This is a genomic window from Kitasatospora sp. NPDC001119 (assembly GCF_053598475.1).
In genome coordinates this window covers 79,403-93,079 of the sequence record NZ_JBSFKI010000005.1, presented here as the reverse complement: position 1 = coordinate 93,079, position 13,677 = coordinate 79,403, and the positions used below count along the sequence as shown (strand labels likewise).

Genomic DNA, 13,677 nt, shown 5'->3' with positions numbered 1-13,677 from the left:
GCCAACGATGATTCCTTAAGCTTCGATCAGAACGGTTGATGTCCACCGTGGACCCGCAGCAGCTGCGCACCTTCGTCACCGTCGCCCGCCTCGCCTCCTTCTCGGAGGCGGCACGGGAGCTCGGCTACACCCAGTCCGCGGTCTCCCAGCAGATCGCCGCGCTGGAGGCGGACCTCGGGACCGCGCTGCTGCTCCGCCGCCCGGTCGGCCCGACCGGGGCCGGGCAGCGGCTGCTGGAGCACGCCGCACCGCTGCTGGTCCGGCTGGAGGCGGCGCGCGCCGACGTCGCACGCCTGGCGGGCGCCCCGAACACCCGGCTGATGCTCGGGGCCACCGCGCTGGCGGTCGGTGCGGCACTGGGGCGCGCGCTCGGCGAGGTGCGCCGGGCGTACCCGAGGGTGGAACCGGTGGTCCGGGTCCTCGCCCAGGACGTGCTGCCCGCCCAGGTCGCCACCGGCGAGGTCGACCTCGCCCTGGTCGACGGACTGGCCGCGCCCAGCGACCCGCTGCCGCTGCCCGACGTCGGCCCGCTGCGCACCGTCGCGGTGGCCGAGCGACCGGTCGCCGTCGCGCTGCCCGTCGGCCACCCGCTGGCCGGGCGCGCCGGCCTCGCGCTCGCCGACCTCTCCGCCGCCCGCTGGCTGGACGCCCCCGACCTCACCCCGCCCGCGGCCCGGCTGCGCGCGGCCGCGGGCGTCGACGGCTTCCGGCCCGCCACCCGCTACCAGGGCACCGACCTGCACGGACTGCTCGCGCTGGTGGCGGCCGGGCACGGGCTCACCCTGCTGCCCGAGCCGGTGCTCGCGGCGGCGCCCGGGGTCGGGTACGCGCCGATCGCCGCGCCCCGGCTGGTGCACCGCACCGAACTCGTCCACGGCAGCCTGCCGGAGGGGCCGGCGGCGCTGCTGGCGCGGCTGCTGGAGTCGTCCCGGGGCTAGAGGTCTTCGGCCTTGGAAATCGGTTGCGCGGGCCAATGGTGCCGATGGAATGATCAGGCGATGAGCACCGGAATCATCATCAGACGGGTACGGGTCGAGGATTGGCAGCGGGCCCGGGACCTCCGCCTCGACGCGCTGCGGGACCCGGTCGCGGCCGTGGCCTTCCTGGAGGTCTACGAGCAGGCCGTCACCAAGCCCGACGAGTTCTGGCAGGACCGCACGACCCGGGCGGCGACGGACCCGCACGCGGCGCAGTTCATCGCGGAGGCCGAGGACGGGCGCTGGCTCGGCAGCATGACCGGGGTGGTCGAGCCGGCCGGCGGGAACGGCGCCCTGGAGGGCGACGTCATCGAGGTCGACCAGGTGCACGTGGTCGGGGTGTTCGTCCGCGCGGAGGCGCGGGGCACCGGGCTGGCGCTCGACCTGATCCGGACCCTCCAGGAGTGGGCGTGGTCGCTCACCGGGCCCAGGATCGAGCGGGTGCGGCTGTTCGTCCACGAGGACAACCCCCGGGCCGAGGCGATGTACCGGAAGGCCGGCTTCGAGCCCTCCGGGGTGACGCTGCCGGCGCCCGACGGCCTGGCCGGCCGGGAGGTCGAGCTGGCGGTCCTGCGGGGCTGACCGCACGGCCGGGAGGCGGGGGCGGGGAGACGGGCGCGGGGCGCTCGCGCGGGGTCCTCGCGCGGGGCGCTCGTCGGGGCGCGGTTGTGGAGACGCGGTCACCAGGCGTTCACGTCACGGATCTGACGGTGGTCGGCCGGGTGGTGCTGTCATGAGCACAGTCGCCCGGCGAGAGGCCGGGCCGGACCAGGAGTGCTTCCCCCATGATGCTCCGTCACCGTCTCACCGTCACCGCCTCGGCGGCCGCCCTCGCCGCCGCCGGGCTCGCCGCCGGCACCGCGCAGGCCGCCGCCCCGGCCCACGGCACCGCCCAGAAGGCCCGTACGCTCGCGGCGAGTTGTTCGCAGGCGTACCTGCCGCTGCCCGACCCGTCCTGCACCCCCGGTGCGTACAACCCGGACGTCACCCAGGCGACCATCGGCCAGACCATCTGCGTCTCCGGCTGGACCGCCACCGTCCGCCCGCCGAGCAGCTACACCAACGCGCTGAAGGTGCAGCAGATCGCGGCCTACGGCTACGCGGACACCAGCACGGCGGACTACGAGGAGGACCACCTCGTCCCGCTGGAGCTCGGCGGCGCCCCGCGCGACCCGGCCAACCTGTGGCCCGAGCCGCGCTACGGCAGCCAGCCGGCGCAGAGCAAGGACTCCGTCGAGACCAAGCTCAAGAACGCGGTCTGCGGCGGCCGGGCCGGCCTCGATGACGCGCGCGCCGCGATCGCGAAGGACTGGACCACCGCGCTCAGCGTCCTGGGGCTGTGAGCCCGGGCCTGATCTGATCGGGCCGCCCGGTCCGTCCGCCCCGTCCCGGTCCTCGGGAGGGGCGGGCGGACCGGGCGCGCGCCGGACGTCAGCGCCCGTCGCAGCCGGGGAGCGCCTCGCACATCGCCGCCGTCATGCCGGTGCCGACGGCCTTGTCCTCGGGGGCCTTCCAGGCGTCCTTGGGCTGGGCACCGGCCTTGGTGGTGGCCCAGACGGCCAGCTCGCTGACCGTACCGCCGTCGCCGACCACGTACTCGTGCAGGGTGACGGTGCCGCCGTCGGCCTGCGGAACGGTCAGGACGGCGGCGAAGTACGGCGCGTCCGGGGCGCTTTCGACCTTCACGGTGGCGCCGGGCGCGGTCTTGGCACAGGACTTGAGCGCCTCCGCCAGGCGCGCCTCGGCCATGTTGGTGGACTGCTTGGCGGCGCTGCTGTGGACCGGGTCGCCGTGGAACAGCAGGGTCTGCTGGGCCGCCCAGCGGTCCCCGCCGAAGCCGACCTCGGACTTCGCGGCGGCGGTGCCCGTGAACAGCGGCTCGTCGTCCTTGGCGATCGCGGCGCGGCACAGCTCCAGGCCCTTGAACTGGACCGGCCCGGAGACCTGCTTGGCGTTGGCCGCCAGCGGCGTGTAGTGGTAGCTCTCGTCCATCGGGATGTTCTTGGTGTCCATCCAGGCCTTGTCCGGGATGCCCTTGTCGGAGCCGGCGGGCTTGGTGGGGTTGGTGCTGGGCGTGGGGGCCGCGGCGGGGAGGGCGGTCTGGCCGCCGTCCCCGCTGTCGGGCCCGCAGGCGCTGAGCGCGCCCAGGCAGACGAGGGCGGCGGCGGTGGCGGTGACGACTCTGGTGGTGCGCAACTGACTGTTCCTCGGGTGTCCGGTGGCGTGGAACGGGGTCGGCCGCGCACCGCCCTGCCGTTGGGGGCGAAGGGCGGGGTCGGCCGCGGGCCGCTGGTGCGCGGCGCCGGCCGTCCGTCCTCGCCGCCCGCGCGACGCGCGGTCGCGGGCACTCGGCATGGCGGGCCTCCCCCTGTGCGTTAGGGCCGTCGGCTCCTCGGCCCGCCGCCCGCCTCGGAGATGAGGGGCGGTCAGGGTCGTGGCGGCGCATCGGCGGCGGTCGAAACCTATGCCACCGAACGGCCGCTCGCAAAGCCGGGTTCCGGCCGGAGGCCCGGATTCCCTTTGGGGTTGGTGGGTCCTGTGGGGCGGGTGGTGTCGGACGGCGGACGGCGTACGGGGGATCCCCGGGGCGCGCGACCGGCACCGCGCGCGGGCCGGGTGCGGCACATCCGGGCTGGTGGGGGCGGGTGTGCCGGGCCCGGCGACCGGCGGCGGAGGGGTGCGCGATGTCAACACCCGGAGCTGAACCGCGCGACGGGCGGCGGCCGTCGAACGGGGAGGAGAGCACGTGCCGTGGTGCGGGTGTGCCGTTACGCGTGGGTGCCGTTACGCATGGGTGCCCGGGACGCCGAGCTGCTGGGCGAGCCAGGGGAGGGCCTGGGCGAACGACGCGGCGCCGGTCTGCCAGGTGTGCCTGCCGGAGCCGACCACGTTCACGGTGCGGATGCCGTCCTTCCGGGCCGCCGCCTCCAGGGCCTTGGCGGAGTCGATCTGGCCGTGCTCCTCGTCGCCCTGGGCGAAGTAGCCGGAGACGCCCTGGTACTTGGGGTGGTGGGCGAGCACGGTCAGCGGGTCGTGGGCGGCCCAGGCCGCGGCGTCGCCCCCGTACAGCTCCTGGACGGTGTGGTCCTTGTCGCCGGTGGACGGGCCCTTGTCGCCGGAGAAGTCGCCGAAGTGGGTGAAGACGTTCGGGTGCTCGACGGTGAGGTCGACGGCGCAGGTGCCGCCCATCGACCAGCCGGCCACGCCCCACTTGTGCGGGTCGGTGGCGGCGTTGAAGGTTTTCTGGACGAACGGCGGGACGTCCTTGAGGAGATGGCTCTCGGCCTGGCCGTGCGGACCGTCCACGCACTCGGTGTCCACCCGGAAGCCGCCGGTGGCGTCCACGAACACCAGGATCGGGGCGAAGCCGTTGTGCCGGGCGGCGAAGGCGTCGGCAGTCTTCACGGCGTTGCCCGAGCGGATCCAGTTGTCGGGCGCCGCGAACTCGCCGCCGATCATCTCCAGGACGGGCAACTTGGGCCGGGTCTGGCTGCGGAACCAGGCGGGCGGCAGGTAGACCAGCTCCTGGCGGTGGGCGAAGCCGCCGGCGGTGTCCGATATGTCGACCTGGACGATGCGGCCCGTGCCCGTCCGGCCGTGGATCGACTTCAGCTCGTCCAGGGTGATCTGCTCCGGCAGCGGCTGCCCGCCGAGCTCGCCGATCGCGTCGTCCAGCGTCGGGTAGTAGCCGGTGGCGATGTTCACGCTGTTCGCCGCGCAGAACAGCGCCAGCAGCACGGTCGGCGCCACCAGCGCCCGGCGCCACCACCGCGCGCCGCTCCAGCCGAAGCCGAGCACGCACAGCGCCGCGACCGCCACCCCGCTCCACAGCCAGACCCCGAACGGGACCGGGTCGGTGATCCCGCCCAGCGTCAGCACGGCGACGGCGCCGGCCGCGGTGAGCGCCAGCGCCGTCCCGAGCGCGACCGGCCCCCGCCTCCGCAGCCACGCCCGCTCCCGTCGGGCGGCGGTGGCCAGGAGCAGCGCGAGGGCCGCGGCCTGGACCGTCCACGGGAACCAGCCGTCGAGCAGGGAGACGTTCATAGGGCCGGAGGCTAGGGGCGGAGGATGAGAGGCTGGTTAGAGGCTGGCAGTTCGCTGGAAGAGTGCTGTGAGGAGGAAGGGGACGCCGAAGGCCTCGGAATCCGGGCCGTGCGCCGCCATCGGGCGGATCTCCAGCGGCTCGAACTCGCGGAACAGCGACCGCAGTTCGGCCGGCGAGTAGGCCAGCCCGCCCTCCAGCGAGCCGAGCCGGTAGAGCTCCTCGTCGGGCCGCTCGGAGCCCATCGCCCCGGCCGCGAAGGCGGTGACGGCGAAGTGCCCGCCCGGGGCGAGGACGCGGTCCAGGAGGGCCAGGTAGCCGACCCGGCGGTGCGGCGGCAGGTGGTGCAGGCAGCCGGAGTCGTAGACCAGGTCGTAGGAGTCGCAAGGGAGTTGGACCTCGAATATGCTCGCCCGGTGGAAGCGCGGGCGGGCTCCGGCGCCGGCCTCGCGGGCGCGCTCCTCGGCCCAGGCGAGGGCGGTGGCGGAGAGGTCGACGGCGTCCACCTCGAAGCCGAGCGAGGCCAGGTGGATCGCGTTGCGGCCGGCGCCGCAGCCCAGGTCGAGCACCCGGCCGGGGGCCGGCGGCAGCAGGCCGGAGTCGAGCCAGGAGACCAGGTTCTCGTCCGGCTTCGGCGCGAAGAACGGGCGCTCGGCGGACCGGTCCTCGTAGAACCGGTCCCAGAACGGTTCGGCCGGCCGGAAGAAGCCGTCGAGGAGGGCGAGGACGTCTTCGGTGGTACGGATCGTACGGTTCATGCGGCCGAGCGTAGGACGCTCGGGGGGTGGGCGCGATCGCGGCAAAAGCCGCTGGGTGGTGGGCTGTTGGGGGCACTCTTGCTCTGGTGTGGACGGGTGCCCCGGGGGCGTGGAAGAGGGCGGCGGCGCTGTCGCCGGAGGCCGGGACGGGCCGTTTCCGCCGGGCGGGGGGAGGTGCCGGGGAGGGGGTCGACATCACGCTTCGATCAAGGATTCCCGGCAGGGATTCCCAGGCTTCCGCCAGTGAGGTGGTGTACGTTCGAAAAGTTTTGCCCGCTCGAAGTTCCGCCCGCCATGCCCGCCGCCGATCCGGAAGACGTTTGCCTGCCGTGATACAGCCGACGACCGCTCCGTCGCACGAAGCCCGACCGACACGCTCCTCCCGCCGGAGGCGGGCGACCGCCCTCGCCGCCGCGGCGCTGGCCGCCACCCTCCTCGCGGCCGGGTGCAAGGCCTCGGCCGACGAAACGTCGTCGGCGGCGACGCCGATTCCGATCCCGAGTGTGATCGGAATGCACGGGGACAAGGCCAAGGACGTCCTGCAGAAGCCGGACGCCCGGGCCGCCAAGACCGTGACGTTCCAGGACGTCCACGCGGGCGAGTCCCACACGCGGTCCGTCCTCATGCCGAGCCACTGGAAGGTCTGCTCCCAGCAGCCGGCCGCCGGGGAACCCTCGGCGAAGGACACGACGGTGACGCTGTCCGTGGTGAAGAACGAGGAGGACTGCCCGGGCGGCGCCGCGCCTGCCCCGGCGGACCCCGCCCCTGCCCCGGCCCCGGCCTCCCCGACCGCGACCGCACCGGCCGATCCGGCGGCACCGAGCGCCCCTCCGGCGGCCCCCGCCCCGGCCGCCCCTGTCGCCCCCGCTCCCGCCGCCCCGCCCGCCCCGGCCCCGACGCACGCCCCGCCGGCGCCGCAGCCCGCCGCGCCCTCGGAGCACCAGGCGTCAGCCTGCACCACGGATTCCAAGGGCAACTGCATAGTCCGGGGTCGCATCTGCCCCAACAGCGCCCACGGCGACACCGGCAGCGACGCCAACGGCCGTGTTCTCACCTGCCGGGACAACAACGGCTGGCGCTGGGAGTAGCCACCCGACCAGCCGGGGCGGCTTGTCGGCCGCCCCGGCTCGGTCGCGCGCTACGGCACCCGGCCGACGGCGGCGGTCGGCTCGTCGAGGAAGACGAGCTGTTCCTCGCCGGTGATACGGAGCCCGAACCGGTCCGGGCCCGGCCGGTTCTGCTTCTCCCACCAGGCGTGGGCGTCCTCGATCTCGGTCCAGAGGCGGCGCGGGCCGTACTGCCGGACGGCGAAGCGGTCCTCCTGCCGGCCGTCGTGGTCGACGGCGGCCCACGAGCGCGCGTCCGTCGTGGCCACCCAGAGCCGGGAGGCCACTCCTTCGGCATCCGGCTCGTGCTGCCAGGCCGTCCACACGTCGCCGAGCTTCAGCCCGAGGGCGAACCGCGCGTCCAGGTCCTCGCCGCTCACCTGCCACGGTGAGAGCCGGGTGGTGGACTCCTCGGGTTCGTGGTCGTCACGGACGATGTCCCGGAAGATGCGCAGGTCGATCCGCTGGCCGCGCATCAGCATGAACGAGGCGTCCGGGCTGAACCGCCCGGTCGCGCGCCCGCCTTCGACGGTGAGGGTGAGCAGTCCCCAGGAGAGCATCGGGCTCTCCCACGGCGTCACGATGGTGCCGCCGGGGCGGGTCTGCTCGATCCACGCCGTCGGCACCCGGCTGACCGAGCAAGTGGAGACGACCCGGTCGTACGGCTGCCGCCGGGCCCAACCAAGGGCTCCGTCCCCGCAGACGACCTCCACGTCCACGCCCGCCGCGTTCAGGGACGAGTGGGCCCGCCAGGTGACCGCGGGGTCGATCTCGATCGAGACGACACGGCCGGGACCGGCCCGGTGCGCGAGCAGAGCCGCGTTCCAGCCGGTGCCGGTGCCGACCTCCAGGACGGTCTGGCCGGGGCGGACATCGAGTGCTTCGAGCATTCGCACGACCATCGCTGGTGAGGACGCCGAGGACGACGGCCAGGCGTCGGAGCCGTCGGTCGGCTCCTCGCCGTCATTGACCTGGGTGACGACCGGAGCGTTGGCGTAGGCGGCCGCGAACCAGCGGTCGGGCTCGGAGCGGATGTCGCACGGTTCGAGGTCGCCGCTGTCGTCGGAGAGCCAGATCCGCTCCGGGAGGAAACGGTGGCGCGGGACCGCCGTGATGGCGTCCTTCCACTCCGACGGGACGGGACGGCTGAGCTCTTCGCTGATGGCCCGCAGCAGGCCGCGCGAGGCGGCCTGCTGCGGGTGGAGGCTCTCCGTCACTTGTCCTTCTTCTCGTGCTTCGGGGCGGGCGCCGGGCGCGAGGTGTCCTTCGACGGCTTGTCCTTGCCCGGGTCCTGGTCGCCCGCGTGCTTCCCGGCCATCCCGATCGCGGGTCCTCCGTGGGGGTTGCTTCGGGTGTACAGCCCGGTGGGCCGGTACCGGTCCGGCGGACGCGGTGTCGTCGGCCTGGGCTCGGACTTCGGTTTCGGCTGCGGTGGGTCGGTGACCTGCAAGGCACTGCTCCGCTCAGCTCGTAGGAGTGGTGACGCTGGAGACGGTAGGCAGTGGGGACGTCGGCAGTCGACGAACTTGCCGGAGCTTGCTCGGAGTCATCCGAGCGCATCGATGGCGCTGGTGATGAGCGACCTCGCATCGGCCCCGTAGACAGCGATGCCTGCCAGTTCGGAAAACGCCTGGCCGTACTCGGCGATCTCGGCGGGCTGAGTGATGGTGAGGTGGGCGGAGACGAGTTCGACGTTCACCTGCATGTCGTCATACATCGTGAAGGACTCAACCGGCCAGCCAGACCCCCTGGTCGAGCCGAGCGGGATCACCCCGAGGCTGACGGACGGCAGGGTGCCGACCGCGATCAGATGGGCGAGTTGACCGACGAGGACGTCCGGGGTGCCGATGACCGTCCGAAGTACCCACTCCTCGACCAGGACGGCGAAGCGGTGGTCTCCGGTGTGCAGCACCTTCTGCCGATCCATCCGAACCGCGACGGCGTCGTCGACGTCGTCGGGAGTGCTGCGCAGCGACACGATCGTGTTGAGCACGGCACGCGTGTAGGCCGCTGTCTGAAGCAGGCCAGGGACGACCCACGACTGGTACATGCGGAATCGGCGTGTGCGGTCGAATAGGGGACGCACGGATTCCTGCGCCCGTTTGAGACCTGTCCGCTCAAGCCGGCGCCATTCGATGTACATGCCCTCGATGTTCCGGGCGGTTGCGATGAGGTCCGCTGCCTGATCGGGAGCGCCGCAGATGGCGGTCCAGATACGGATGTCGGCCTCTGACGGCATGACGCGACCGCTCTGGATCTTGGAACATTTGGATTCGTGCCACCGCGCAGCTTCGGCCAGCGCCCGCGCGCTGAGTCCGGAATCTCGCCGGATGTCGCGCAGACGCTGGCCGAGGGCTTGCTTCGCTTGCTGGACACTGGATGACGCGGACACGGGTCAGGTCAGCCGGAAGTCCTCGTGCGGCACCCCGCGCCTCCACACGGCCTCGAAGGCCGAGGTACAGAGAGCCACAGTGTCGGGTTCGGTGCTGACTTCGTCGTCCACGAAGTCGCCCTCGCCGCTGAAGTGGTGGACCAGGAGGTACTGGCCGTCGATGAGCCAGAAGTCGTTGCCCGGGAGCGCCAGATCCGTCGTCTGGCGGCGGGGGAGCCACCGGACCTGTTCGCCGGAAGCGAGGTTCCGGAACGTGATCTCGTGCTCGAAGCGGATGTACTCGCTCGCCGGTTCGGAGACGATGCGGGCTCGTCGCACGTCGACTCCGCGACCGGTGGTCTCCTCGATCAGCTGCAGCCAGGGGCTCCACCATGAGGAGCGGTCGGCCGGATCGTCCCGGTGCCCGCTGAGCCAACGGAGGAACAACGGGTCGTCGCGCATGTAGCCGTCGCGCATCTCAAGGTGGAGCGCCGACCTGGTGCAGCTCCGCAGCAGGTCCTCAAGCGTGGGGGCCACCGCCACCGTTCACCTCCGGGAAGAACCGCATCATGCGCTTGGGGAATTCGATCACGGTCTCGTGCGCGGGGATGTCCATGTGCGCGAGACGTTCCGGGTCGAGCACCTTCCAGCCCTGGAGGATGTAGTTGCCCGTCACGTCGTCGAAGTAGACGGTCGGGGACTTGCCTTCAGGACTGTCAGGGTCTTGGCCGAGCTTGTGCAGCGCCATGATGGGCCTCCTGGTGGCCGGAGTCGATCGCTTCGAACGATCTTCCCGTGGAGATGGCTCTCCGCGCGATGAACTTGCTCGAACTTGCCCGCGGTCGACCAGGTTCCGGATGGACCGCTGCGTCGCGAATCCGTTGGCCGAAGCGACGCGGCGCCCATAAGAGGTGGGCGGCCCCGCGTTGGGTGCGGGGCCGCCCGAGGGTGAGGGGGTGGGGAAGTCTTAGCTCTCTTCGTGCCTTGCGGTTACGAGACTGGTCCGGATCCCATGGCGCCCCCATCGTCAGCCCCGTGGTGAGGAGTTCGCCGGTCAGTGGGGGATCAGGCGGTGCAGGAGGCGGACGTACGGGCTCCAGCGGGCGGGGTGGGGGACGGTGCCGCCGACTGCCCGTACCGCCCGGTCGAGGCAGTCCTCCAGGAGGGCGTCGTGCAGCCAGCGGAAGGCGAGGGGCCAGGCGAGCAGGGCCGGGCCGTGCAGGCGCATGGCGATGGTGTGGCGGAGGACGGTGGTGTCGCCCGCCGGGTGGACGGTGAACTCGTGGTGGCCGTCGAAGCCGCGCGGGCCGTCGAAGCGGAAGCGCACCCACTGGCCCGGTGCGTGGTCGGAGACGGTGTAGCGGACCGGGCCGTGGCCGCCGGTGGCGCCGGGGGCGAGCGGGCGGTCGAACCGCATCCGGGGCCAGCGCGGGCCCGGCCAGAGCCGGTCGTCCGGGCTCGCGAGGCTGTCGATGAGGGCGCCGACGGTCTCCGCCGGTGCCGGGACGGTGCGTTCGTGGATGTTGAGCACGGCCATGCCGGGGCTCCCCTCCTGGTTTTGGATGATCCCCTCCAATTGAATTGGAGAGTACTCTCTACTACATGCCCAGGCCACCCCGCCATGACGAATCCGCCCTCCTCGACGCCGCCGTACGGCTCGCGGCCGCCGGTGGGCCGGCCGCCGTCACGATGTCCGCCGTCGCCCGGGAGAGCGGCGCGCCCAACGGGTCCGTCTACCACCGCTTTCCCCAACGCGCCGTGCTGCTGGCCGAGTTGTGGCTGCGGACGGTCGAGGAGTTCCAGGACGCCTGCCTGCCCGCCATCGACGTGCACGAGGAGCCGCACCTCGCGGCGGGCGCGCTCGCCCGGCAGGTCGTCACCTGGTGCCGGGCCCACCGGGAGCGGGCCGTCGTCCTGCTGCACGGCCCGGAGGCCTTCGGTCGGGCGGAGTGGTCCGAGGAGCAGCGGCTGCGCGACCGGCAGGGCGGCCTCCGGGTGCGGGAGGCCCTGGCCGGGCTGGCCGGGCGGCTCGGCGCCGCCACGCCGCTGGACCTCGACCGGGTCACCCTGGCCGTCACCGGCCTGCCGCTCGCCGTCGTCCGCGGCCCCCTGCACGCGGGTGCGCCGCTGCCGCCGCACGCGGAGGAGCTGGCCGAGCAGTCCGCGATCGCCCTGCTGCGGGGCGCCGCCTAGGATCGGTGGATGATCACCGTTCCGGCCGGCCGCGTCACCCTCTCCGACCGTCGTACCCAGCGCAGTTGGGCCGTCAACGTGGCCGCGTACGAGCTGGCGGCCTGTCCGGTGACCCGTGAGCAGTACGAGGGCGCGAGCGGCGACCGGCGTCCCGCGCACAGCGTCTCCTGGTTCGACGCCGTCCACTACTGCAACGAGCTCTCCGGGCGGGAAGGCCTCGCCCCCGCCTACCGGGTGGACGGCGAGGAGGTCTCCTGGGACCGTGCCGCCGACGGCTACCGGCTGCCCACCGAGGCCGAGTGGGAGCACGCCTGCCGCGCCGGTACGGACGGCCCGCGCTACGGCCCGCTGGACGAGATCGCCTGGCACCGCGGCACCTCGGACGACCGGCCGCACCCGGTGGGCGAACTGCTCCCGAACGCCTACGGGTTGTACGACCTGCTCGGCAACGTCTGGGAGTGGTGCTGGGAGCGCTACGACCCCGAGGTGTACGGCGACTACCGCGTCCTGCGCGGCGGCGGCTGGTTCGATGAGCACTGGAGCTGCCGCGCCTCCGTCCGCCGCCGCAGCCACCCGACCCTGCGGATCGACGACGTCGGATTCCGGCTCGCCCGCTCGATCGTCCTGTGAAGGCGGCGCCGACGTCGTGCCCGGCGCGGTGAATCGCGAGGCGATGGGACGGACGCGGGGCAGGCGCGCGGAATTTCCGACGGAATGAGGAACCGGTGCCACCGGATCCTGCGTTGACGCCGACATGAGCGAAGAAAGCGTCACCCTGCGCCCGATGGTCGAGGCCGACCTCGGCGCCCTCGAGGAGCTGGTGAACGATCCGCAGGCGCTGGGTGAATTCCAGTGGTACGGCTGGCGGGACCCGCAGCGGCACCGCCGTCGCTGGGCGGCGAGCGGGCTGCTGGAGGACGAGCAGGTGATGCTCGCGGTCGTCGTCGACGGCGGGTTCGGCGGCTTCGTCGCCGCCAACCGCAGCGGGGTGCGGCCGTCCGCGCCGTACTGGAGCCTGGGTGTGCAGCTGGTGCCGGGGGCGCGCGGACGGGGGATCGGCACCCGGGCCCAACGGCTGCTGGTGGACTACCTGTTCGCGCATTCGCCGGTGATGCGGCTGGAGGCGGACACCGAGGCGGGCAACCTGGCGGAGCAGCGCGTCCTGGAGAAGCTCGGCTTCACCCGGGAGGGCGTGCAGCGCGCGGTGACCTTCCGCGGCGGCGAGTGGCGCGACGTCGTCCGGTACAGCCTGCTTCGCACCGACCCGCGTCCCTGACCCGCGTCGCAAAGCGTCCGCAAAACGTCCCTAGGAAACCCCGAACCACTCCTCGGCGAGGGCGTCCAGCGTCCGCGCCGAGGGCTTCAACTCCCGGAGGTACCACGGCAGGTTGCTGTAGACGTGGAGCAGCGTGTACGTCATCAGCAGGCGCGGGTCGACGGCTCGGCCGTAGGCGTCCAGCAGGTGGCCGAGCAGGTGCGGGTCGGCCCGGGTGGTGAAGAGGCCGACGGCGACCAGGTCGTAGGCCGGGTCGCCGATCATCGCGGGCTCGAAGTCGAGCAGGCCGGTGAGGCGCCAGTCGTCGGCCGGGTCGGTGAGCAGGTGCTCGCGCATGAACTCGGTGTGCAGCAGCGCACGGCCGGGGGCGGTGGGGAGCGGGGCGGCGGCGAGGAAGTCCGGGATCTGCTCCAGCCACTCCTCGGCCAGCCCGCGCTCGCGCTGGCGGTCCACCGCGCCCGCCCGTTGGCGCGCGAGGAAGGCCGGCCAGTCGCCGGGCCCGAGGGTGTCGGCGAGCGGTTCGGGGTCGAGGGCGTGCAGGGCGGCGAGCGCCTCGCCGCAGCGGCGGGCGATCCGTTCGCGGTCGGGCGGCGGGATGCGCGGCCAGGCGGGTGCGAGGCCCTGCCCGGGCAGCCGGGACATCAGGAGGTAGCGCCAGCCGTTGGCGTCCTCGCCGGCCTGGTGGAGGGTCGGGGTGGGGATCGGCAGGGCGCCGTCCAGCCGGGTGAGCACGCGCTCCTCGACGATGCCGTCCCGGGCGCCGGCCGCCGGGAACAGCTTGAGCACGAGCGCGTCGCCGACCGCGTACACCGGGACGGAGCCCTCCGGGAACCGCTCCAGGGGCAGGCCGGCGAGGCCCAGCCGGGCGCAGAGCGCCTCCGCGCCGGGGCGCATCACCGTCTCGTCGGGGACGACCGCGTCCCACTCCTCGTCCGTCAGCACCAAGGGCAGCAC

General features: G+C 73.2%; 16 protein-coding genes. 7 read left to right on the top strand and 9 right to left on the bottom strand.

The annotated features are described in order from the left end of the window. Positions 1 to 47: 47 nt before the first annotated feature. From ACWDD9_RS07795 to ACWDD9_RS07785, 3 genes are all read left to right on the top strand, one after another. Entirely contained in the window at positions 48 to 938 is an 891-nt protein-coding gene (locus ACWDD9_RS07795; protein WP_449811173.1) for a LysR family transcriptional regulator, read from the top strand. Positions 939 to 998: 60 nt separating this feature from the next. After that, complete coding sequence (locus ACWDD9_RS07790) at positions 999 to 1,559, top strand: GNAT family N-acetyltransferase (RefSeq protein ID WP_449811104.1); 561 nt, start codon at positions 999 to 1,001, stop codon at positions 1,557 to 1,559. A gap of 203 nt (positions 1,560 to 1,762) precedes the next feature. Further along, the gene (locus ACWDD9_RS07785; protein WP_380738762.1) at positions 1,763 to 2,320 is read left to right on the top strand and encodes a hypothetical protein; all 558 of its coding nucleotides are present in this window, start codon (positions 1,763 to 1,765) and stop codon (positions 2,318 to 2,320) included. Positions 2,321 to 2,408: 88 nt separating this feature from the next. Here ACWDD9_RS07785 and ACWDD9_RS07780 read toward each other — a convergent pair whose 3' ends face one another. From ACWDD9_RS07780 to ACWDD9_RS07770, 3 genes are all read right to left on the bottom strand, one after another. After that, positions 2,409 to 3,173 (bottom strand): hypothetical protein, encoded by a 765-nt coding sequence (locus tag ACWDD9_RS07780; protein WP_380738760.1) that lies wholly within the window; start codon positions 3,171 to 3,173, stop codon positions 2,409 to 2,411. Between the two features lie 588 nt (positions 3,174 to 3,761). Continuing rightward, entirely contained in the window at positions 3,762 to 5,021 is a 1,260-nt protein-coding gene (locus ACWDD9_RS07775) for an alpha/beta hydrolase (RefSeq protein ID WP_449811103.1), read from the bottom strand. Between the two features lie 36 nt (positions 5,022 to 5,057). Then, complete coding sequence (locus ACWDD9_RS07770; protein WP_449811102.1) at positions 5,058 to 5,777, bottom strand: class I SAM-dependent methyltransferase; 720 nt, start codon at positions 5,775 to 5,777, stop codon at positions 5,058 to 5,060. A 503-nt stretch (positions 5,778 to 6,280) separates the two neighbouring features. Here ACWDD9_RS07770 and ACWDD9_RS07765 point away from each other — a divergent pair. Then, complete coding sequence (locus ACWDD9_RS07765) at positions 6,281 to 6,865, top strand: hypothetical protein (RefSeq protein ID WP_449811101.1); 585 nt, start codon at positions 6,281 to 6,283, stop codon at positions 6,863 to 6,865. Positions 6,866 to 6,915: 50 nt separating this feature from the next. Here the strand turns inward: ACWDD9_RS07765 and ACWDD9_RS07760 are convergent, their stop codons facing one another. The 5 genes from ACWDD9_RS07760 to ACWDD9_RS07740 form a co-directional block, all read right to left on the bottom strand. Then, positions 6,916 to 8,100, bottom strand: a complete 1,185-nt coding sequence (locus tag ACWDD9_RS07760; RefSeq protein WP_449811100.1) for a methyltransferase domain-containing protein — start codon at positions 8,098 to 8,100, stop codon at positions 6,916 to 6,918. A 329-nt stretch (positions 8,101 to 8,429) separates the two neighbouring features. Then, the gene (locus ACWDD9_RS07755) at positions 8,430 to 9,275 is read right to left on the bottom strand and encodes a helix-turn-helix domain-containing protein (protein ID WP_074000986.1); all 846 of its coding nucleotides are present in this window, start codon (positions 9,273 to 9,275) and stop codon (positions 8,430 to 8,432) included. Positions 9,276 to 9,278: 3 nt separating this feature from the next. Continuing rightward, on the bottom strand, positions 9,279 to 9,791 hold the full coding sequence (locus tag ACWDD9_RS07750) for a DUF6879 family protein (protein WP_074001204.1): 513 nt from the start codon (positions 9,789 to 9,791) through the stop codon (positions 9,279 to 9,281). Then, positions 9,775 to 10,002: a hypothetical protein gene (locus tag ACWDD9_RS07745; protein ID WP_074000987.1), complete on the bottom strand. Its 228-nt coding sequence runs from the start codon at positions 10,000 to 10,002 to the stop codon at positions 9,775 to 9,777. The genes ACWDD9_RS07750 and ACWDD9_RS07745 overlap by 17 nt, the downstream gene beginning before the upstream one ends. 306 nt (positions 10,003 to 10,308) lie before the next feature. Continuing rightward, on the bottom strand, positions 10,309 to 10,791 hold the full coding sequence (locus ACWDD9_RS07740; RefSeq protein ID WP_449811099.1) for an SRPBCC family protein: 483 nt from the start codon (positions 10,789 to 10,791) through the stop codon (positions 10,309 to 10,311). 65 nt (positions 10,792 to 10,856) lie between these two features. On the opposite strand from ACWDD9_RS07740, the gene ACWDD9_RS07735 reads away from it, so the two are divergent. The 3 genes from ACWDD9_RS07735 (at position 10,857) to ACWDD9_RS07725 (ending at position 12,723) form a co-directional block, all read left to right on the top strand. Beyond that, positions 10,857 to 11,447 carry a TetR/AcrR family transcriptional regulator gene (locus tag ACWDD9_RS07735; protein WP_449811098.1) on the top strand — a complete coding sequence of 197 codons (591 nt, stop codon included), beginning with the start codon at positions 10,857 to 10,859 and terminating at the stop codon, positions 11,445 to 11,447. A gap of 9 nt (positions 11,448 to 11,456) precedes the next feature. Next, positions 11,457 to 12,077, top strand: coding sequence for a formylglycine-generating enzyme family protein (locus ACWDD9_RS07730; RefSeq protein ID WP_449811097.1), 621 nt, complete (start codon positions 11,457 to 11,459; stop codon positions 12,075 to 12,077). A gap of 124 nt (positions 12,078 to 12,201) precedes the next feature. After that, entirely contained in the window at positions 12,202 to 12,723 is a 522-nt protein-coding gene (locus tag ACWDD9_RS07725; RefSeq protein ID WP_074000991.1) for a GNAT family N-acetyltransferase, read from the top strand. Positions 12,724 to 12,753: 30 nt separating this feature from the next. Here ACWDD9_RS07725 and ACWDD9_RS07720 read toward each other — a convergent pair whose 3' ends face one another. Beyond that, entirely contained in the window at positions 12,754 to 13,677 is a 924-nt protein-coding gene (locus ACWDD9_RS07720) for a phosphotransferase family protein (protein ID WP_449811096.1), read from the bottom strand.

Coding starts and splice junctions, on each gene's coding strand:
- ACWDD9_RS07790 (WP_449811104.1), top strand. CDS start 999: ATGAGCACCGGAATCATCATCAGACGGGTACGGGTCGAGGATTGGCAG.
- ACWDD9_RS07785 (WP_380738762.1), top strand. CDS start 1,763: ATGATGCTCCGTCACCGTCTCACCGTCACCGCCTCGGCGGCCGCCCTC.
- ACWDD9_RS07775 (WP_449811103.1), bottom strand. CDS start 5,021: ATGAACGTCTCCCTGCTCGACGGCTGGTTCCCGTGGACGGTCCAGGCC.
- ACWDD9_RS07770 (WP_449811102.1), bottom strand. CDS start 5,777: ATGAACCGTACGATCCGTACCACCGAAGACGTCCTCGCCCTCCTCGAC.
- ACWDD9_RS07745 (WP_074000987.1), bottom strand. CDS start 10,002: ATGGCGCTGCACAAGCTCGGCCAAGACCCTGACAGTCCTGAAGGCAAG.
- ACWDD9_RS07740 (WP_449811099.1), bottom strand. CDS start 10,791: ATGGCCGTGCTCAACATCCACGAACGCACCGTCCCGGCACCGGCGGAG.
- ACWDD9_RS07735 (WP_449811098.1), top strand. CDS start 10,857: ATGCCCAGGCCACCCCGCCATGACGAATCCGCCCTCCTCGACGCCGCC.
- ACWDD9_RS07730 (WP_449811097.1), top strand. CDS start 11,457: ATGATCACCGTTCCGGCCGGCCGCGTCACCCTCTCCGACCGTCGTACC.
- ACWDD9_RS07725 (WP_074000991.1), top strand. CDS start 12,202: ATGAGCGAAGAAAGCGTCACCCTGCGCCCGATGGTCGAGGCCGACCTC.